Source organism: Rhizobium sp. SVR5-9E (genome assembly GCF_056755095.1).
On sequence record NZ_JBNDHS010000002.1, the window covers coordinates 114,949 to 134,731 of the forward strand.

Genomic DNA, 19,783 nt, shown 5'->3' on the forward strand with positions numbered 1-19,783 from the left:
GAAATTTTCATGAGGAGAGAATTCTATGTCTAATGCAACAGTCGAAAAATGGGGCGTGTTCGAAGCTTCCTTTGATGGACCCTCCGACGGCAACCCGTATCTCGACGTGGCATTCGATGCCGTCTTCACCCACAAGAGCCGGGAAGTTCGGGTTCCGGGTTTCTATGACGGCAATGGGACCTATCGTGTCCGCTTCATGCCCGACGCCGAGGGCGAATGGTCTTTCCTGACCCGTTCCAAGACCGCGGCACTCGACGGCAAGACTGGTTCACTGGTCGCGACGGCCCCATCGGCCGGCAACCACGGCCCGGTGCGTGTGCGCAACAAGTTTCATTTCGCCTATGCCGATGGGACGCCGTTTCTGTCTTTTGGCACGACCTGCTATGCCTGGACGCACCAGCCGCTTGAGATGCAGCAGCAGACGCTGGAGACGCTGATGAAAACACGCTTCAACAAGATCCGCATGGGCGTCTTTCCGAAAGACTATCCGTACAACGTCAACGAGCCTCTCCATGCGTGCTTTGAGAAGGGCGCCGATGGCAAGGAAGACTTCGATAGACCCAACCCCGTCCTCTTCCGGCACTTCGAAAAGCAGGTGGCAGCACTTTGCGAACTCGGGATCGAAGCCGACATCATCATCTTCCACCCTTACGATCGCTGGGGCTACGCGGACATGTCGGCCGCGCAGGATTTTCGCTATGTCGAATATCTGGCCGCGCGTTTGTCCGCCTACCGGAACGTCTGGTGGTCGCTTGCCAACGAATATGACTTCCTCATCGATACGAAGCCGATGGAGCAATGGGATCGATACTTCCACATCCTGGAAGAGAACGATCCCTACCAGCACCTGCGCTCCATCCATAATGGCGACGTGACGGCAAACTTTGACCATCGCAAGCCTTGGGTCACTCATACGTGCATTCAAAATCCCGACGTCAAGCGCACCCAGGAGTGGCGCAACGCCTACGGCAAGCCAGTCGTCAACGACGAGCCCGAATATGAAGGCGACATCATGCAGTCCTGGGGCAATCTCAGCGCCCGGGAGCTGGTGCACCGCTTCTGGATCACAATGGCGCGCGGCGGATATGCCGGCCATGGCGAGACTTATTCCCACCCGGAGGATCTGATCTGGTGGGCCAAGGGCGGAGAGCTGCGCGGCGAGGCGTGGAAGCGTATCGGCTTCCTCAGGGACCTGCTTGAGGCGGACGTGAAGCACGGGCTGGAGCCCCTTGGCGTCATCGGCGAGTGGCCCTGGTCCCGCGTGTCGGGAGCGCGCGACGGCGACGGCGATTTCCGTCTGATCTACCTCGGCGAGCACCAGCCGGTCATCTGGTCCTCGGGCTTGCCGCTCGACAGCGACGATTATGACGTCGATCTCATCGATACCTGGGAGATGACCATCACGCCGGCGAAGAAGGTGGAGGCTCCCGTTCCCCATCCCACCCGTCACGGCGCAATTGTCCGCGGAGGCAAGCCGGACGCGGCCTTTGGCGTTCAAATTCCGCGCAAGCCGTACCAGGCACTGCGCGTCCGCCGGAAGCGCTGAGGATATTACAAGAGGTCCCGATGTCAGGGTTGAGCATCAAGAACGTCAAGAAGTCCTTCGGCGCAGTGGACATCATCCACGGCGTCGACGTCGAGATCGCCGACGGTGAATTTGTCATTCTCGTCGGCCCCTCCGGCTGCGGCAAGTCGACATTGCTGCGCATGATTGCCGGGCTCGAGGAGATTACAGCCGGCCAGATCAGCATTGACGGCCGGGTTGTGAACAATCTGCAGCCGAAGGATCGCGATATCGCGATGGTCTTCCAGAACTACGCGCTCTACCCGCAAATGACGGTCGCCCAGAACATGGGATTTGCGCTCGAGCTCGCGGGCGTCAAGCGGCCGGAAATCGAGAAGAAGGTGAGTGAGGCTGCGGCCATCCTGGGATTGCAGCCCCTCCTCGATCGAAAGCCCGCCCAGTTGTCAGGCGGACAGCGGCAGCGCGTTGCCATGGGTCGCGCCATCGTTCGAGATCCGAAAGTGTTTCTCTTCGACGAGCCCCTTTCAAACTTGGACGCGAAGCTGCGTGTGAAGATGAGAGCGGAGATCAAGGCGCTGCACCAGCGCCTCAAGACCACCATCGTCTACGTCACCCACGACCAGATCGAAGCCATGACCATGGCTGACAAGATCGTCGTGCTCCAAGGCGGTCGTGTCGAACAGATCGGCAGCCCGCTAGAGCTCTACGACCGGCCTCGCAACATCTTCGTTGCCGGCTTCCTGGGCTCCCCCGCCATGAACTTTCTCGAGGGAACCCTGCAGGATGCCGGGAGTCCGGCATTGTCGCTATCGGGAGGTTCGCGCGTGAAGCTGTCGCGGGCGCCAGCCAACTCGGCAAGCCAGCCGTTGACGCTGGGCATTCGTCCCGAGGACATCGCCTTGGGTGGCGAGAACGGTGTGGACGCGGTGGTCAAGGTGGTCGAGCCTACAGGCTCGGAAACCCACGTTGTCGTGGAACTCGAAGGCAGGGAACTGACATGGGTCGTCCGCGAACGTGTCGAACTGGTTCCGGAACAGCGCGTGAAGCTTTCGTTCGCAACGGACAAGGTTCATTTCTTCGACCGAGAGACGCAGCAACGCTTGAACGCCTAGGCGCTGCCTCTTTCGTCGCGTCGACATACCACCAAGTCAGATACCGGCGCCGCTTTGGCAGCGGCGGCAATCAAGCTGTCGTCAGCGGCGAAGCCTTCGGTTGCCGCACCAGCTCGGCATCAGACAGCGCTCCTCTGTCTCGATCGGTCGGAGTGACGATCCCTATTCACATTTGAATGTCGTCGGCTGCATAGTAAATCAAAAACTTGGGAACCTTATCCCGTTTTGATCATCCAATTCAGGATTGGAGCCCGAATGAAAACGACCTATCCTGAAAACCGAAAGCTTGCATTGCCCTCAGGATCCACCGATGCGGATCTCGTCGCCGGCGCGCGTCGCAGGGAGCCTGAAGCCTTTCGCGCCATCATGCGCAGATATAACCAGCAGCTGTTTCGCATTGCCCGCGGCGTGGTCCGCGACGACAGCGTCGCCGAAGACATCGTCCAGGAGACCTATGTTCGCGCTTTTCAGCATCTCGACCAGTTCCGAGGTGAGGCGCTGCTGTCGACATGGCTGCACCGTATCGCCTTGAACGAGGCGCTGGGCAGGCTTCGGCAATCAGCGCGTCGATCCGAAGTTCCTTTGGCAGCGGAAGAAAAGGGAGCGGAGATCTTGCGGTTTCCGGCCGTTATGGATGTAGACGATCCGGAAAAGGTGATGGCGCAGCGGCAGATAGTGCGATTGGTCGAGGAGGCGATGGATACATTGCCCGAGAGTTTTCGCCTGGTTTTTATCGCGAGAGTCGTCGAGGGCATGAGCATAGACGACACGGCGAGCCTTCTTGGCATTCGGGCCGAGACCGTCAAGACGAGGCTCCACAGGGCGAGAGCGCTGCTGCGGCGCAAGCTCGACGAGCAGATCGGTCCGGCTTTTCTCGATGTTTTCCCGTTCGCCGGTTGGCGCTGCGAGCGCTTGACAGAAAAAGTCATCAATCGGCTTGGCCTTACCGAATAAGCGGGAACCTTTTTGGTCCGCGTGCATCCAAGAGGTTGTTTTGCAACACCATCGGGCCGCTTTGGCCCGCAAAGAGGAGCATCCCCATGTTTGCGCGACTAACCACAATGTACGCCGCCCTCAGCCTTCTAGGTACGCCTGCGTTTGCCGCCGGCACCGCACCGACGGACCCTCAGATCGCACACATCGCCTACACCGCGAGCGAAATCGATATCGATGCGGCCAAGCAGGCGGTCGAAGTATCGAAAAACCAAGAGGTCGTCTCCTTTGCCAAGGACATGATCCGCGACCATGAGGCCGTAAACAAACAGGCGCTCGACCTGGTCAAGAAGCTCAACGTGAAGCCCGAGGACAACGCGACCAGCAAGGATTTGACAAAGGCTGCAGGCGAGGAGAAGAAGCGTCTTGCCAAGCTCAAGGGCGCCGCGTTCGACAAGGCGTATATCGAGAACGAGGTTGCCTACCACAAGCAGGTCAATGGCGCGCTCGAAACCTTGCTCATCCCCTCCGCGAAAAACGCGGACCTGAAGGATCTGCTGCAGACGGGTCTGAAGGTGTTTCAGGGACACCAGCAGCATGCCGAACACGTCGCGGCGATGTTGAAGTAAAGTCATCGCGATGGCGGCAAAGCGCTTCCTTTCAGCGCTGGGCGGGGTGGCCATGACCTTGGCTGCCCTCCCAGCCCACGCTGCCACCGTCCAGGTGGTTCTCGACAAGCTGGGTTTTCAGCCTGTGGAAGTCACGGTGGTGGTAGGCGATACAATTGAATGGGTGAACAAGGATCCGTTCGCCCATACAGCAACTGTCAAGGGCGGCTTCGATGTCGTGATTGCACCTCACAAGTCAGCGTCGATGGTGATGAACAAGGCGGGAAGCCTCGACTATTTCTGCCGCTTTCATCCGAACATGCGGGGTCGCATTACCGTAACGGAACGGTGAGCGGCGCGGCGTCCTCTCCGCCGGGAGTAGGATGCCCCAGAGATCGTGCTGGACCCGTTCCGATCGCTCGGGTCCAGCAGCTTGCCCGTCTTCGCCTTGCTATAGCCACCGCCTAACACGGGCCTTGTAGGCGAGATAGACGTCACCGAACTTCCACTCGAGATAGGCCTCCTCGCGGGCGACAACGCCGTAGCGGATGACGAGATAGAACGGTACCAGCAGGACGATCAGCCACAGGCTGTCGAAGGCGACAGAAAGCCCGATGAGGCCGAGGAACATGCCGGTATAGATCGGGTTGCGCGTGAAGCGGTAGGGGCCTGCGGCGACGATCGTCGTCGTCGGCTGGGTGGTCGGGATCTGTGTCCCCGCGCGGCGGAAGGTCGTCGCCGCCCAGATCAGCAGCGCCAGGCCGGCGACGAACACGATGCCGCCGAGCCAGCCGCGCGGCACTGCCGACGGCAGGAACGGCAGCGGATAGACCCAATCGAGCGCAAGCCCGGCGATCACCGCAAGCGCCCAGGCGATCGGCGGCCGTATCACCGCGCCTGAACTGTCGCGCAAATTCTCGCTCGCCCCGTTCATGCCGCGTCCTATCCGCTCCTTCGTCTCCGAAAATCTAAACACCCGGCAACCTGTGTCGCAGTTTACTTCGCTGAGGCGCGGACAGCTAGGGGACCGCCGGGCTTGGTCAGACCGCAACCGGCGCTTCGATCGCAGGGTGAGAATCGTAGCCCGACACCTCGAAGTCCTCGATCCAATAACCGTCGATCCCATCGGGCTTCCGCTTCAGCACCAGCTTGGGAAAGGCCATTGGCTCGCGTGAGAGCTGCTCCTTGGCTTGCTCCAGATGGTTCAGATAAAGATGCGTATCGCCCCCGACCCAGATAAGCTCACCGCGATCCATCCCGGCCTGCTGCGCAACCATGGCAAGCAGCGCGGCCTGTTGGCAGATGTTGAATGGCGCGCCGAGGAAGATGTCGCAGGAGCGCTGGTTCACGAGCATCGAAAGCCGCGGCCGGCCCTCACCTTGCAATCCGGAGACGTGAAACTGATAGACCATATGGCAAGGCGGAAGCGCCATCTGATCCAGTTCGCCCACGTTCCAGGCGTGGAACAGCATGCGCCGGCTCGTCGGATTGGTCTTGAGGCTATGCATGAGAGCGCCGATTTGATCGTGCTCGACCCCATTGCCGTCCAGCCATCGTCTCCATTGCTTGCCGTAGACCGGCCCGAGATCGCCCCACTTTGCCGCAAAAGCATCATCCTCGAGGACCCGCCTCTCGAACGCCTCCTGGGATATCTCTTCGCCCGTCGCCTTGCGGTATGCGGCGAGCGGCCAGTCCGTCCATATCTTGACGTTTTCCCTGAGCAGCGACTGGATGTTTGTCTGTCCGGTCAGGAACCAGAGCATCTCCTTCACCGCCGTCTTCCAGTAGACCTTTTTGGTTGTGAAGGCCGGAAAGCTGCCGTCCGAGAGATCGAAGCGCATCATCGCGCCGAACATCGACAGAGTGCCTTCGCCGGTGCGGTCCATGCGCCGGTCGCCCTTCTCAAGCAGATGGGCCATGATATCGAGGTACTGATATTCAGGATGGCGCAGCATCCGTGTCTCCCTGTTTGCGATCACGTGGATTGCAGAACAATCCGCACGTCCAGCCGGCCACTCAGCGCCGCCGCACGCGCTCAAGAGAGCCGAGTGCCGACCGTCGCAACTCGTCGAGTCATTGCCGCCGCCGATTCCGTTGGGTCAATCTAAGCGCTGCCGCCGCCGAAACCAACGTCCGAATAGGCGTTGTCCCGGCAATTGTCTTGCCGCCCGCAACGCTTTTGTGACGTATCCCCTTTCCATACGCTTCTGAAAACACTATATCAGCACTGCCGGTTTTCGGACCGGCTATGGCGATAAATGAGCGGTGTAATAAACCTATTGGACCCGGGGGCGGTACCCGGCGCCTCCACCAAAAACAGGCGGTCGATCTTAGTGGTCTGGCCTGCTTTTGATGGGGGCGAAATAGGATCGACAAGGGTGTAAAGATCGACTTTTTGCTCGGCATGATACCGCCGTTATCGGGTCAAAAGTGTAGTTGCAAACGACAACAACGCTAAGGAATACGCTCTCGCTGCCTAATGGCGGTGCGGGAATTCCGCTCTAAGTCCTTGCGGTTAGCACCGAAAGGCGGGGTCCGAAGGCACCTGGCAACAGAAGCCTTCACCTTCTCCCTGCCACCCAAATCATGTATGTTTGTGACGCGTGACCCGGATACCAGACTTTCCCAAGGCTGCCGGACGTGGCATATAACCTTGAGAAAAGACTTCCGAACCAAAGAAAGACAGGAAAAGCATGGGGCAGGATCATATCCGCTACGACATTCTGGCACAGGACGCGCTGCGCGGCGTGATTCGCAAGGTCTTGTCCGAAGTCGCAACGACGGGCCGCCTGCCCGGCGACCATCATTTCTTCATCACTTTTCTGACCGGCGCCCCCGGCGTCCGCATCTCGCAGCATCTGAAGTCCAAATATCCGGAGCAGATGACCATCGTCATCCAGCACCAGTTCTGGGATCTGAAGATCACCGAATCGCTGTTCGAGATCGGCCTCTCCTTCTCCGACGTTCCTGAGAAACTGGTGATTCCGTTCAACGCGATTCGCGGCTTCTACGACCCTTCGGTGAATTTCGAACTGGAGTTCGACGTGCCGCTGGCAGACGGTGAGGAGCAGCCCGACGCTGAAATCACTGCCTATCCGGTCGCGGCCGAGAAGGGCGAAGAAGCCGCGGCCGCCAAGCCTGCCGAAGGCGGCGATGAGAAGAAGCCCGGTTCCGTCGTCTCGCTCGACGCTTTCCGCAAGAAGCAGTAAACCAAAGAGGGGAGCCACGACTTCCCTTTTTCATGCGCCCTTTCGAAGCCGGATGGAGGCAAGCCATGAGCGCCGAAATCGTCAACCTCCGCCAGTTCAAGAAAAAACAGGCCCGCTCCGAAAAGGAAAAGCAGGCCGAGCAGAATCGTATCAGCTTCGGCCGCACGAAGACTGAGAAGAACCTGACAAAGGCGCTGAATGAAAAGGCCGAAAAGGCTCACCGGCAGAGCCGCATAGAAAAAGACGAAGACCGCGAATGACGGCGCAGCGGAGCCGAAAGAACGCTCCGATCAAATTATTGGCAGAATTTCCTCACTTAGTTCTTGAGAAAACTGGCTTACGGGACGTCCGATGATCCGCAAGCACTCTGCCAGTCTGCATGGCCACCGCACCAGTTTCTCACTGGAAGATGAATTCTGGGCCGAACTGAAGGCGATCGCCGCCGCTCGCGCAATGCCCCTCGCCGCCCTTATCTCCGAAATCGATGACAAGCGCCCGCCGGACAGCAACCTCTCCTCTGCTTTACGGCTTCATGTCTTGAGCTGGCTAAAGGATCGCCGCTAGAGCCTCACTGCGGCAGCGTCACGCCCGGTAAATCCTCGAAATTGAGCTGGTTACCGATGAGCGGTGACTGATTGAGCTGCTGGGCGCGGCGCGCGGCTTCGGCTTCCGCAGCGGCCTTCGCCTCTGCTGCTGCTTTCGCCTCGGCGGCTGCCTTCGCTTTGGCTTCTGCCTCGGCGGCTGCCTTTGCCTTCGCCTCCGCCTCTGCCTTGGCTTTCGCCTCGGCCTCGGCCTTTTGCCTTGCAGCTTCCGCGGCGAGCATCCGCAGACGTTCTTCCTCGGCCCTGCGCTCGGCTTCGATCTTGGCCGCCCTGACGCGCTCGCCATCGTTGAACTTGTACAGAGCCACCTCACGCCGCAACCGCTGCTTTTCGAGCACGTTCGACTGGAGCCGTTCGACACGCCGGCGTTCGCGCTCGAAGGCGCGCAGCGACAGATATCCGGTGATGTCGGTGACATCCATGGTGCGGCCGGGCGATGCGAGCAATCCGGAGTAATCCAGCCGGATTGCTGGCTCTGCGCCCGGAAGGGTCTCCTTGCCGGGATTGAGGGCAATGTTCAGCGATGCGGTGATGCGTTTCTGCGGCAGGCTGACCTGCGCGTTTCCGGTGACCGTGGCGAGCTCGTTGGCAGCACTGACATTCTGCACGCGAAGAACGCCATCGGCGATGTTGAACGGAATCGCCGTCGGCGGGAGCTTCGCCTCTCCGTTGTTGAGCAACGTCTCAACGATCGGATGTATCTTCCCGGCGTTAAGCTGATCCTGCATCGGGTCGGTGGCGGCAAGCAGCGGCGCCAGGACTGCAAGATTGAGCCCGCGCACGCTGGTCTCCGCGAGCTGCAGTTCGCCGGATCCCGTTACGGAACCTGCGAGGTCGGCCATCGTCTTGCCGGAGGCTTCCATGCCGAGCGAAAGTCCGAACTTGCCGTTCGCCAAGGGCGCCCCGTCCCGCTGCCAGACGACGCCGCCGAGATCCGAATTTGCGAGCGAAAGCTGCGTCTGGAACAAACCGGTGCCATTGGCATTGGTGAATAGCGCATTGCCGGAAAGCTGGCCGCCGTTCCATCCGCCCTTCATGTCGTTCAGCTGCAGCTCATCGCCCTTATAGGCGACATTGCTCGTGAAACCGGTCACGGCCCCCGACCATCCCGGCCAGAACTCCTTGGCCGAAAGTTTCAGGTTGACGTCCATATCCTTGAAGATCGGCTGCCCAAGCGCGGCCGTCGAGAGGCTGCCGGTTGCAGCATCGGTCATCGGGCCATAGATGGCCTCCCCCAACCAGGTCGCATCGGCACGGTCAAGCGCAAGCTCGCCGCTCGCCGTCGATTTGTCTGCCTTGCGATCGATGATCACCGCACCCGAAAACTGATTGTCCGCCGCATGCCCCTTGAGGTCGGCAAAAACGATCTTGTCCCCATCGACGGTCGCGGTCGTTTGCAGGCCGAAGGGCAATCCGGTGCCGATCTGCGGCAGCGCCATACCGTTCATGATGAGATACGGGTCGAGATCCGCGCTCTCCAATGAGACGCCGATCTGGCCGTTCATGAAATTTCCCGGACGAACATCGACTTTGCCGTTGGCGGTGAAGGATGTGCGGTCCGTTGCAAAGGTGAGCGACGCATCGGCCGGATCGGTGCCGCTTGCCAGCACCTTCAGAGTGAGGCGTCCGTTGGCATCAGCCTCCACCGGCAGGGGATCGAGCCCCGCCTGACCGAACAGGATCGAGGTCGTGCTGTTTTCAAGCGTGGCCTCCAGGCTTGTCGTACCCTTGCCGGTCAGCGCCAGAAGGTCCGACATACGGTAATCGAGGTTCACACGGCTGCCGTTCGACACGCCGGCAAGCGTAACCGCGAGCCCATCGCCCTGATCGCCGCCGAGCGTGAGTGCACCGCGCAGGGCTGTATTGGTATACCAGGCAGCATTGCGCACCAGTCTGTCCATGACCGGATGATGCGGCAGATGCTCCTTCAGCATCGTGAAGAACGGCCCCGGATCGGCCGACTTGAAGGTGATCTCGCCGGAACCCTTGTAGTCGAGCAAAGAACCCTCGGCCCGGCCGGTGGCCGTCAATTCCGCGCCGGCCAGATTCTTGGCGTTCAGTTTGTCGACGGCAAGCGCGCCATCGGCAATCGTAAAGCTGGTCTCGACATTCTGCGCCTCGACGCCGAAAGCGCTGAATTTGTCTGCCTTCAAATGCGCAGTGATCTTGTGGTCGAGCACATTGTCGCCTGCGTCCTGCCCCGTGAAAAGGCCGGTCAAGGCCCTCAGTGCATCGAGGTCGAGGGCATCGCCGGCGAGATCGACGTTCAGCAAGGGCGTCTGGTTCTCCGGGGCCTGCCGATCCAACTTGCCTTTCAGCGTGGCAGAACCGACGGCAATCTCCAGGTTGTTGAAGCTCTGGTGCTGGTGGGTCAGGCTGACATCGGCTGAAAAGCCCGCCTGCTTCAACTGGCGGATCGCGGGGTCGACCAAGCCCGCAAGCCAGGAGGCAAGCCCGGAGGGCTGATTGGAGGCAACGGTAAGCTGGCCGTTAAAGGAAGGTTCGCCCCTGAGCTTCAGCTGGCCCATACCCTCCACCTGAGTCCGCCCCGGCAGTGTCCCGACGGCATTGTCGATCGTCCAGCCGTCGCCCGCCGGTTCCAGATCGAGCTGCACATCCCGAATGGTCGTGTCCCCCGCAACGATCGCCGGCAGCTTGACGCTCGCCTTTCCGGGCACCTGCGGCACGGGAACCTGGGCGACGATGCTGATCAACGAATTGAGCCGCTGCCGCGCAGATTGCGTGGGGTCCCGCGTGGTCTTGCCGCCCGCACCCTGATTTCCGATCCTGTTGACATCGATCTGCTGGCCATTGGCAACCAGCAGAAATTCCGGCGCGGTTCCGGTATCGAGCGTCGCCTCTCCGGTGATGATATAGGGATCGTCCGCAGACCCGATCTCCATCCGGTATTCGGGTACCCGGATGCGTTCGTTGGTCAGTTCGAAGCGGCCCTTGACGCGTGGCGGCAGCGTGCTTTTGTCGTCCGACTTGGCTCGGCTTTCAATCGCGGCCGACATGAGGCCCTGATAATTTGGCTTGCGGTCGACCAGCTTCAGTTCGCCGTCGAGATCGATTTTGACCGGATGCCGATCGGGTGCCAGCTGGGTGCGAACCTTCAACACACCGTTCTCGTCTGGCTGACCGCTTGAAATCGAGAAGCTGCCATGATCGCCATCCAGCGATGCGTCGCCTTCGATCCGCCATGGGCCTGCCAGCGACTTCGCGGACATCTCGGCGTTCAATCCCGTGATGCGGCGGGAGCGGCCCGATTGATCGTCGATGAACTGCAGGTCGCCGCCCGTCACATGGACACTTTCGAGGACGACCGTTTTTGCCGGAATCTCCGGCCGGCTGCCGCGCATCCAGTCGAGCGTTCCGTCCTTGAGCAGCCGCAAGCGCAATTTCGGATTGACGACGCGCATGTCGAAAATCAGCGCCTCGCCGGAAAGGAACGGCGCAAGCTCGGCATCCATGGCGAATTGCTCGACCTGGACGACCGGCTGGCCATCTGATTCTTGGCCAACGCGCACGTCATGCAGAGTGACCGACGGGAACGGCAAGAGGCGCGCATCGACGGTGCCATGCACCGTCACCTTCTTGCCGATGATGCGGCTGGCCTGATCCTCGAAATTCTTGCGGAAGTCGGTCCAGTCAATGAAAAGCGGAGCGAGCAGCGCCACGAAGAGCACTACGACGATCACTCCCCCCAGAAAGACGAGGAACCGGCCTATCAAATCAAGCATTCTCCAATCGGGAATCTGTTGCCGACACTACTGTTATTCATGTCGGGAGCAAGGCCGAAGATCATGAGCTTGTTCCGTTTTCAGCCAAGATGAAAGATCTTGCCGGGATTGAAGATATCGTCAGGGTCGAGCGCCTGCTTGACCTGCCGCATAAGATCGACGGCACCGCCAAGTTCCTGCTCGAGAAACGCCATCTTGCCCTGTCCTATCCCATGCTCGCCGGTGCATGTCCCATCCATGGCCAAAGCTCGCTGATTGAGCCGCGCCACGAAATTCTCCGCAACGGCGACGCCTTCAGCCGTCTTGTCGTCGAACAGCAGGAGCACGTGAAAGTTCCCGTCCCCCGCATGACCGACGATCGGCGCCAGCAGACCATGTTCCTGGATGTCGGCCTGCGTCTCGGCAACACAATCCGCAAGCCGTGATATTGGAACACAGACATCGGTCGAAAGTGCGGCAAGGCTGGGCGCCAGCGCCCGGCAGGCCCAGTACGCGTCATGCCGCGCCTTCCAGAGCTTGTTGCGCTCCTCGGCGTTCACCGTCCAAAGGAACTCCTCGCCGCCGCATTCGGCCGCAATCTCCGCAAACTGCGCCGATTGAATCTCGACGCTTTCATCCGTTCCGTGAAATTCGAGGAAGAGCGTCGGGCTTTCGGCATAGCTCAGTCCCGAATAGGCGTTGCAGGCGCGCATCTGCACCTCGTCCAGCAATTCGATGCGCGAAACCGGAATACCCATCTGGATGGTCATGATGACCGCGTCGCAGGCGGCCTTGATCGTCGGAAAGGCGCAGGCGCCCCCTGCGATCTTCTGAGGAATTCCTTGCAACCGCAACGTTACGGAGGTGAGAATTCCAAGCGTGCCCTCGGCCCCGACGAAAAGCCGGGTCAAGTCATACCCTGCCGAAGACTTGCGCGCCCGACGCGCGGTGCGGATCTCCTCGCCGTTGGCTGTCACGGCCGTCACCGACAGCACATTGTCCTTCATCGTGCCGTAGCGAACGGCATTGGTTCCGGAAGCCCGCGTGGAAGCCATCCCGCCGATCGAGGCATTTGCACCGGGGTCGATTGGAAAGAACAGACCGGTATCGCGAAGATAGACATTCAGCTCTTCACGCGTAATGCCCGGCTCGACGGTGCAATCGAGATCCTCGGCATTTACTTCAAGAACCCGATTCATTCGGCTGAAATCGATTGAAATTCCGCCATTCGGTGCATTGACCTGCCCCTCCAGCGAAGAGCCCGTACCGAAGCCGATAACCGGCACCTTGTGCTCCGCGCAGAGCTTGACCGCCGCCTTCACGTCGTCTGCGGTTTCGGCGAACAGCACGCCATCCGGCAGCTGCGCGGGAATGTAAGTGGTTGTATGCGCATGCTGTAGGCGGAAGGATTCTCCGGCCTGGAAGCGCTCGCCGAAGCGCTGCTTCAAGATGCCGAGAACGGCCGAAATGCCTGCCTCATTGCGTTTTCCGGCTTTTGCATCCTTGAGCGCCATCCTGTTGATCCCCCATCTTTTCCGCCGTCACAAGCAGGTTGGTATGGGGCAACGGATGGCGCGTGTCCAGTATCGATCAAACGAGCGGTGGATTGAGCCGGGCGAAACCCTCCTGCCGCCTGTATGGGAAATAGGGATACGGCGCCGACACGCTGCTGACCTTGTCGAGCCTCTCGACCTGCTCCTTCGTCAAAGACCAACCGACGGAAGCGAGGTTCTGGCGCAGCTGCTCCTCGTTGCGCGCCCCGATGATGACGCTGGAAACGGTTGGCCGGGTGGTTAGCCAGTTGATGGCGATTTGCGGCATCGTCTTACCGGTCTCGGCGGCTATCTCGTCAAGCACGTCGACAATATTGAACAGCGTTTCGTCATCAACCGGTGGCCCGAATTCCGCCGTCTGGTGCAGCCGGCTTCCTTCCGGCAGCGGCTGACCGCGGCGAATTTTGCCGGTAAGCCTGCCCCACGCGAGCGGGCTCCAGACCAGCGCACCCACGCCCTGGTCAGCAGCGAGCGGCATCAGCTCCCACTCGTAATCGCGGCCCGCCAGTGAATAATAGACCTGATGCGCCACATGACGCGGATAGCCATGTTTCTCAGAAACGGCGAGCGATTTCATCAGCTCCCAGCCGGCGAAATTCGAAGCGCCGATGTAGCGGAGCTTTCCGGCAGCGACGAGGCGATCGAGCGTCGAAAGTACCTCCTCGACCGGCGTCGAGGCATCAAAGGCATGCAATTGCAGCAAATCGATATAGTCGGTGCCGAGACGCCGAAGCGCGTCATCGACGGATTTGATCAGCCGCGAACGGGAGCTTCCCCAGTCCGCCGGCCCGTCGCCCATCGGCAGCGCCGTCTTCGTGGAGATGAGCACCGCGTCGCGCTTTCCGCGGATCGCCTGCCCGAGGACCTCCTCGGATGCGCCCGCGGAATAAACGTCAGCGGTATCGAAGAGGTTTACGCCCGCCTCGAGGCAGATATCGACGAGGCGCCGCGCCTCCGCCGCGTCGGTATTGCCCCATGCTCCGAAGAGCGGCCCACTGCCGCCGAACGTGCCGGCGCCGAAGCTCAAGACCGGTACTCTGAGACCGGATGCACCGAGATTCCTGTATTCCATGACTTGTCTCCTGTTGCTGCAAGAGAGATAGACACTCATGAAGGCACGATATAGATTGCCGGCAAGAAACTCATTTGTGATTTGAATTCATCATGAGCCGTCAGGACATCAATCGCTCCGGCGAAATGGAGGTCTTCGTCCGCGCTGTCGAGCTCGGCGGTTTCAGCGCCGCCGCAACGGCCTGCCGCATGACGCCGTCGGCAGTCAGCAAGCTTGTCGCGCGGCTCGAAACGCGGCTGGGCACGCGCCTGATCAACCGCTCGACGCGACGCCTGCAGCTGACGCCGGAGGGCTGCGCCTTTTACGAACGAAGCGTTTCCATCCTGGCCGATATCGCAGAGGCCGAGCGCCACGCTTCGACGGGGGAACAAGCGGCGGGCCCGATCCGCATCAATACCAGCGCTTCCTTCGGCAATCATGTGCTCGCGCCACTGCTGCCCGCCTTCATGGCGCTTCATCCCGCCGTGACACTCGACATTTCCTATACGGACAAGATCGTCGATCTCATGGAAGAGCGCGCCGATGTCGCGGTCCGCGCCGGCCCGCTTAAGGACTCCAGCCTGATTGCCCGCAAGCTCGGGGCAGCCCGCAAGCTCATCGTCGCTTCGCCGGACTACCTGCACCACCACGATGAACCGAAATCGATCGCCGATCTCGAAAAGCATTGCCGTATCGGCTTTTCCTATTCTCGGGCCATCGCCGGCTGGCCGCTTCTCGATCAGGGTGAAACCGTCCATGTGCCGGTCACGCCGGGGATTCAGATCGGCGATGGCGACGGGATGCGCCACATGGCGATCGCCGGAGTGGGTCTCGCCCGCCTTGCCGATTTCACCGTTCGTGCCGACATCGCCGCCGGGAGACTCGTCCCCGTCCTCGAAGACCTCAATCCCGGCGATATCGAAGAATTCTACGCGGTCTATATAGGCGCGGGAGGTCCGCTGCCGGCCCGCGTCCGCGCTCTGCTCGACTTTCTGGCTGCGAACGTCCGGCTTTGATCGATACTCCGCCAAAGCCAGATTTCGCAGTTGACCCCGGTACACGCTGACAAATATACCGGTGGCGTCTGCGGCAGCCCCCGCCGCTTCTTTCATCCCGCCGATACTTTCCCCAATGCGCGTGGCGGCGCTCCTGTGAATTCGCCAAGAAGAAACCGCTCCATGCTCTTTAAATCCGCAAGCCGCGCCATGCAGAAAGCCAGCCTGCCGAGATGGGCATTGCTGCTTGCCCTCTCCGCTGGTCTTGTCGCCTTTTTCGAGCTTTTCGGTCTGCCAGCCTCGCTTCTCGTCGGACCGATGATCGCCGCGATGTTTCTCGCCTTGGTCTTCGGCAAGGGTGAGGTGCGTGTTCCCTATTGGCCGCTGCAGTTCGGGCAGGTTGTCGTCGGCCTGCTGATGGCGCGCGCCATCACGCCGGATATTCTCGGCACGATGGTCAAGGACGCGCCGCTCTTCATGGTGGTCATCTTCTCGGTCATCGCGGTTGCAAGCCTGCTTGGCTATGTCCTCACGCGCTGGCAGGTGCTGCCCGGCACCACCGCGGTCTGGGGTTCCTCGCCTGGCGGCGCCTCGGCCATGGTCATCATGTCGGAGTCCTACGGTGCTGATGCCCGCCTCGTTGCCTTCATGCAGTATCTGCGCGTCGTCTTCGTCGTCATTGCCGCTTCCGCCATCTCGCATCTCTGGGTCGCCACAGACGGTGGAGAGCCGCCGCCGCTCATTCTGTTTCCACCGGTCGACTGGCCGGCTCTTGCGATGACGCTGCTGCTTGCCTGCTGCTGCGTCTATGCGGTCTTTCGTTTCCACATCAAAGGCGGAACCATCATCACGCCTCTCTTTGCCGGTGCGCTTCTGCAGGGGTTCGGCTTGATGAAGATCGAATTGCCGATGTGGCTGCTCGCGTTCAGCTATGCGATGATCGGCTGGAGTATCGGGCTCCGCTTCACCCGCTCCATCATGAAACACGTCGCCCGTGCCTTGCCGCGCGTCTCCGCGTCCATTCTGCTTCTGATCGGGATCTGCGGCCTCATGGCTGTGGCGCTGCACAAGCTTGCCGGTATCGATCCACTGACGGCCTATCTTGCCACGAGCCCCGGCGGCGCCGATTCGGTCGCCATCATCGCTGCCTCCAGCGATGTCGACCAGCCGTTCATCATGGCGATGCAGGTCGGGCGGTTTCTCGTGATTCTGTTCACCGGCCCAATGCTTGCGCGTTTCATTGCCCGCAAGAGCGGCCTGGCTGAGAAGCCCGCCTGAGCGAGGCCCACTGGCCGGGCGTCATGCCATAGGCCTTCTTGAAATGCCGATTGAGGTGGCTTTGGTCTGCGAAGCCGGTCGCGAAGGCGACATCCGAGAGCTCACCTCCCGCGCCGATCATCGCCCGCGCCTTCTGCAGCCGTCGCATCAGCAGGTAGCGATGCGGACTGGTCGCAAATGCAGCCCGGAAGTGCCGCGAAAGCGCAAAACGATCGAGCCCCGTCACGGATTCCAACTCGCCGGAACGCACTATCTGCGTCGTATGCGCTTCGAGGTAGTCGCGGGCACGGCGTGCTTGCCCCCAGGCAATGTTGCCTGGCAGCCGCCGCTGCGCTTTCGCATGTTTCGCCAGCCCATCCGCCACCCGCATCAGGAAATCGTCGACGAACAGTTCGTCGAGCTCCCCATCGAGATCGGCTAAAGCGCCAAGCAACACACCAGCAAGAGCCGCATCATCGACAACAGGCTGATCGACAAAGGGCAGCCCGAGTTTCTCCGCTTCGAGACACTCGGCAAGCAACGCGGGCTCCAGATAGAGCATGCGGTATTGCAACCCGTCATCAGAGCCTGCCCCGCCGTCATGCTCCTCGTCCGGGTGGAGCACGATGACCTGTCCCGGCAGGCTGATGCGTCTTTCGCCGCGATAGTAAAATGCCTGCGCGCCCTTGAGCGTTACCCCAAGTGCGTAGGTATCGTGACGGTGCGGCTCGAAGGCGTTTCCCCTGAACTGCGCCTCGATGCGCTCGATCCCCGGGAAAGCGGGCGCGGTCAGAATGCCGTCGCCATCCCGCAGCGTGCACAAACGTTCAAGACCTTCGAATACCGGCGGAGTTAAATCCTGGCTCAACGCGACCTCAGAAGGCATGAAAGAGACTGGAATGTTTGATACCAAAATTGCGATCATCCTGCGAAACAATCTTGCGTCATGGCAGAAGCTGAATGTGACCGCCTTCGTGATGAGCGGCATCGCCGGCCAAAGTCCGCAGATCATCGGCGAGCCCTACAAAGACCGCGCCGGCAACCTCTACAACGCCATGTCCATCCAGCCCATTATCGTCTTGTCCGCCGACGAGGCAACCATCGCGGCGATACATCGCCGGGTGCTGGAGCGTGAGATTGCCGCCTCGCTGTTCATCGAGGAGATGTTCGCGACCGGCCATGACGCCGCCAACCGTGCGGTCTTTGCCGAACACGCCCCGGAAGACGCCAAGGTCGTCGGGATCGCCTTGCGCGCCGATAAGAAGATCGTCGACAAGATCACCAAGGGCGCAAAGATGCATGCCTGAAACGACATAGCGGTTGTGAGTTCCGGCAAGGCGATCTTCGCCAATCCTAAGCGACCGAATTTACGTCTCCATTTACCGTTGCGTACTTCCGCATCTGCCGATTTTCACACACGCTTTCCGGTGCGTACTTCATCACTGCCTATTTCACCACTAGGAGACTCCCGATGGAAGATTGTGAAACCGGAAGGACGCTCGACGCGCCCACAGCGGTCAGCCGCCGCGATCTGCTGCTCGGCGGCAGTTCGCTTGCCCTCGCTGGTCTCGCTGTCGCGTCCACCGCACAACGCGCTAGCGCACAGACGGCACAGACCGCCCAACCGCAGTCAGCCGGCTCTGGAAAGCCTCCGAACATCCTCGTCATCTTCGGCGATGACATCGGCATACCGCAAATCAGCGCCTACACGATGGGGCTGATGGGCTATCGCACACCCAACATCGACCGCATTGCCAGGGAAGGCGCGATCTTCACGGATTCCTATGGCCAGCAGAGCTGCACCGCGGGCCGAGCGTCCTTCGTCCTGGGCCAGGAGCCGTTCCGTACGGGATTGCTGACGATCGGCATGCCGGGCGATCCGCATGGCATTCAGGACTGGATGCCGACGATTGCCGATGTCATGAAAACGCGTGGCTATGCGACAGGCCAATTCGGCAAGAACCATCTTGGCGACCAGGATCAGCACCTGCCGACCAAGCATGGCTTCGACGAATTCTTCGGCAATCTCTATCACCTCAACGCAGAGGAGGAGCCTGAAGGCTATTTCTACCCGAAGGACCCGGCATTCCGCAGACAGTTCGGCCCTCGGGGCGTGATCAAGTCGAGTGCTGATGGAAAAATCGAAGACACCGGCGCGCTCACCATAAAGCGCATGGAGACGGTCGACGAGGAATTCCTGGCAGCAGCCAAGAACTTTATCGATCGGCAGGCAAAAGCAGACAAGCCCTTCTTCTGCTGGTTCAACTCAACACGCATGCACGTCTTCACGCACCTGAAGGCAGACTCTCTCGGAAAGACGGGCAAAGGTATCCATGCGGACGGCATGGTCGAGCATGACGGCCACGTCGGCCAGCTTCTCGATCAGTTGGATCAACTGGGCATCGCCGAGAACACCATCGTTCTCTACACGACCGACAACGGCGCAGAGCTTGCGCTGTGGCCGGACGGAGCCCAGACGATGTTCCACGGCGAGAAGGGCACGACATGGGAGGGTGGCTTCCGCATTCCCATGATGGTTCGCTGGCCGGGCGTCGTCAAACCGGGAACCGAAATCAACGAGATCGTCACGCTTATGGACTGGATGCCGACGTTCGCGAGCGCGGCTGGCGTATCGGACCTCAAGGAGCAAATGAAGGCAGGTTTCAAATCTGGAACCAAGGACTTCAAAGTGCATCTGGACGGCTACGATCTGATGCCCTTCCTGAAGGGCGAGGTTCCGACCGGGCCGCGGGATGTCGTCTACTACTTCGATCAGGGGGGCAATCTCAACGCAATCCGTTGGAACGATTGGAAGCTGAGCTTTGCAATCGCCAGCCACGGCAATATCGCAACAGCGACCAGAGAAGTGCCTAGCTGGGCTGGGATCGCCAACCTGCGAATGGATCCCTATGAGCGTGGTATGGAAGATGGCGGCGGCGCGATCGAGTTCCTCGCCAGGAACATGTGGCTCCTTGTGCCTGTCCAGGGCAAGATCAAGGAGTTCTTCTCGGACTTCAATCAGTTCCCGTTCCAGGAGGGCAGCTCGCTCAACGCCAGCGGCATCAACTATAACATGCTGCGACAGCAGGCAGCACTGCAGCGGCTGAATGAATTGGAGCGCCTAACGCCGCAATAGTTCTCCCTGCCCTGAGACGGCTTGGTGGCATGCACCACCTAATGAATAGAAACAGCCGGGCAATGGCCCGGCTGTTTGAC

Annotated in this window: 18 protein-coding genes and 1 other RNA gene; 13 read left to right on the forward strand and 6 right to left on the reverse strand. The window is 60.5% G+C overall.

All coding sequences use genetic code 11. From position 1 onward, the window contains the following. Positions 1-25 precede the first annotated feature (25 nt). The 5 genes from ACPYOJ_RS01865 to ACPYOJ_RS01885 all read left to right on the forward strand — a co-directional run bounded on the left by ACPYOJ_RS01865 (position 26) and on the right by ACPYOJ_RS01885 (position 4,530). A complete protein-coding gene (locus ACPYOJ_RS01865) occupies positions 26-1,546 on the forward strand; it encodes a DUF5060 domain-containing protein (RefSeq protein ID WP_481414729.1) in 1,521 nt (506 codons plus the stop codon). 20 nt (positions 1,547-1,566) lie between these two features. Continuing rightward, a complete protein-coding gene (locus ACPYOJ_RS01870) occupies positions 1,567-2,637 on the forward strand; it encodes an ABC transporter ATP-binding protein (RefSeq protein ID WP_481414730.1) in 1,071 nt (356 codons plus the stop codon). 255 nt (positions 2,638-2,892) lie between these two features. Continuing rightward, positions 2,893-3,591: an RNA polymerase sigma factor gene (locus ACPYOJ_RS01875; RefSeq protein ID WP_481414731.1), complete on the forward strand. Its 699-nt coding sequence runs from the start codon at positions 2,893-2,895 to the stop codon at positions 3,589-3,591. Positions 3,592-3,677: 86 nt separating this feature from the next. Next, entirely contained in the window at positions 3,678-4,199 is a 522-nt protein-coding gene (locus ACPYOJ_RS01880; protein WP_481414732.1) for a DUF4142 domain-containing protein, read from the forward strand. 52 nt (positions 4,200-4,251) lie between these two features. Then, positions 4,252-4,530, forward strand: coding sequence for a cupredoxin domain-containing protein (locus ACPYOJ_RS01885; protein ID WP_481414733.1), 279 nt, complete (start codon positions 4,252-4,254; stop codon positions 4,528-4,530). 99 nt (positions 4,531-4,629) lie between these two features. Here ACPYOJ_RS01885 and ACPYOJ_RS01890 read toward each other — a convergent pair whose 3' ends face one another. Beyond that, positions 4,630-5,112 carry a methyltransferase family protein gene (locus tag ACPYOJ_RS01890; protein ID WP_481414734.1) on the reverse strand — a complete coding sequence of 161 codons (483 nt, stop codon included), beginning with the start codon at positions 5,110-5,112 and terminating at the stop codon, positions 4,630-4,632. Positions 5,113-5,218: 106 nt separating this feature from the next. Continuing rightward, positions 5,219-6,133, reverse strand: coding sequence for a thymidylate synthase (locus tag ACPYOJ_RS01895; protein WP_481414735.1), 915 nt, complete (start codon positions 6,131-6,133; stop codon positions 5,219-5,221). A gap of 235 nt (positions 6,134-6,368) precedes the next feature. On the opposite strand from ACPYOJ_RS01895, the gene ssrA reads away from it, so the two are divergent. The 4 genes from ssrA to ACPYOJ_RS01915 all read left to right on the forward strand — a co-directional run bounded on the left by ssrA (position 6,369) and on the right by ACPYOJ_RS01915 (position 7,951). Further along, positions 6,369-6,744: a transfer-messenger RNA gene (gene ssrA / locus ACPYOJ_RS01900) on the forward strand. 127 nt (positions 6,745-6,871) lie between these two features. Further along, positions 6,872-7,387, forward strand: coding sequence for an SspB family protein (locus ACPYOJ_RS01905; RefSeq protein WP_481414736.1), 516 nt, complete (start codon positions 6,872-6,874; stop codon positions 7,385-7,387). A 65-nt stretch (positions 7,388-7,452) separates the two neighbouring features. Continuing rightward, positions 7,453-7,647, forward strand: a complete 195-nt coding sequence (locus ACPYOJ_RS01910) for a DUF4169 family protein (RefSeq protein WP_481414737.1) — start codon at positions 7,453-7,455, stop codon at positions 7,645-7,647. Positions 7,648-7,738: 91 nt separating this feature from the next. Then, positions 7,739-7,951, forward strand: a complete 213-nt coding sequence (locus ACPYOJ_RS01915; protein WP_168830731.1) for a ribbon-helix-helix domain-containing protein — start codon at positions 7,739-7,741, stop codon at positions 7,949-7,951. Between the two features lie 4 nt (positions 7,952-7,955). On the opposite strand, the gene ACPYOJ_RS01920 is transcribed toward ACPYOJ_RS01915, so the two are convergent. The 3 genes from ACPYOJ_RS01920 to ACPYOJ_RS01930 all read right to left on the reverse strand — a co-directional run bounded on the left by ACPYOJ_RS01920 (position 7,956) and on the right by ACPYOJ_RS01930 (position 14,336). Next, complete coding sequence (locus tag ACPYOJ_RS01920) at positions 7,956-11,723, reverse strand: AsmA family protein (protein WP_481414839.1); 3,768 nt, start codon at positions 11,721-11,723, stop codon at positions 7,956-7,958. 89 nt (positions 11,724-11,812) lie between these two features. Continuing rightward, positions 11,813-13,225, reverse strand: coding sequence for an FAD-binding oxidoreductase (locus ACPYOJ_RS01925; protein WP_481414738.1), 1,413 nt, complete (start codon positions 13,223-13,225; stop codon positions 11,813-11,815). Between the two features lie 76 nt (positions 13,226-13,301). After that, positions 13,302-14,336 carry an aldo/keto reductase gene (locus ACPYOJ_RS01930; protein ID WP_481414739.1) on the reverse strand — a complete coding sequence of 345 codons (1,035 nt, stop codon included), beginning with the start codon at positions 14,334-14,336 and terminating at the stop codon, positions 13,302-13,304. 92 nt (positions 14,337-14,428) lie between these two features. Between ACPYOJ_RS01930 and ACPYOJ_RS01935 the strand changes: the two genes are divergently transcribed. Continuing rightward, positions 14,429-15,331: a LysR family transcriptional regulator gene (locus ACPYOJ_RS01935; protein ID WP_481414740.1), complete on the forward strand. Its 903-nt coding sequence runs from the start codon at positions 14,429-14,431 to the stop codon at positions 15,329-15,331. Between the two features lie 162 nt (positions 15,332-15,493). Further along, positions 15,494-16,588 carry an AbrB family transcriptional regulator gene (locus tag ACPYOJ_RS01940; protein ID WP_481414741.1) on the forward strand — a complete coding sequence of 365 codons (1,095 nt, stop codon included), beginning with the start codon at positions 15,494-15,496 and terminating at the stop codon, positions 16,586-16,588. Here ACPYOJ_RS01940 and ACPYOJ_RS01945 read toward each other — a convergent pair. Continuing rightward, a complete protein-coding gene (locus ACPYOJ_RS01945) occupies positions 16,548-17,435 on the reverse strand; it encodes an AraC family transcriptional regulator (protein ID WP_481414742.1) in 888 nt (295 codons plus the stop codon). The two genes, ACPYOJ_RS01940 and ACPYOJ_RS01945, sit on opposite strands and share 41 nt — an antisense overlap. Before the next feature lie 31 nt (positions 17,436-17,466). Here ACPYOJ_RS01945 and ACPYOJ_RS01950 point away from each other — a divergent pair, with 31 nt between their 5' ends. Both ACPYOJ_RS01950 and ACPYOJ_RS01955 read left to right on the forward strand, forming a co-directional pair. Continuing rightward, on the forward strand, positions 17,467-17,874 hold the full coding sequence (locus ACPYOJ_RS01950; RefSeq protein WP_481414743.1) for a DUF2000 family protein: 408 nt from the start codon (positions 17,467-17,469) through the stop codon (positions 17,872-17,874). A gap of 164 nt (positions 17,875-18,038) precedes the next feature. Next, positions 18,039-19,703 carry an arylsulfatase gene (locus ACPYOJ_RS01955; protein WP_481414744.1) on the forward strand — a complete coding sequence of 555 codons (1,665 nt, stop codon included), beginning with the start codon at positions 18,039-18,041 and terminating at the stop codon, positions 19,701-19,703. Positions 19,704-19,783: the final 80 nt, after the last annotated feature.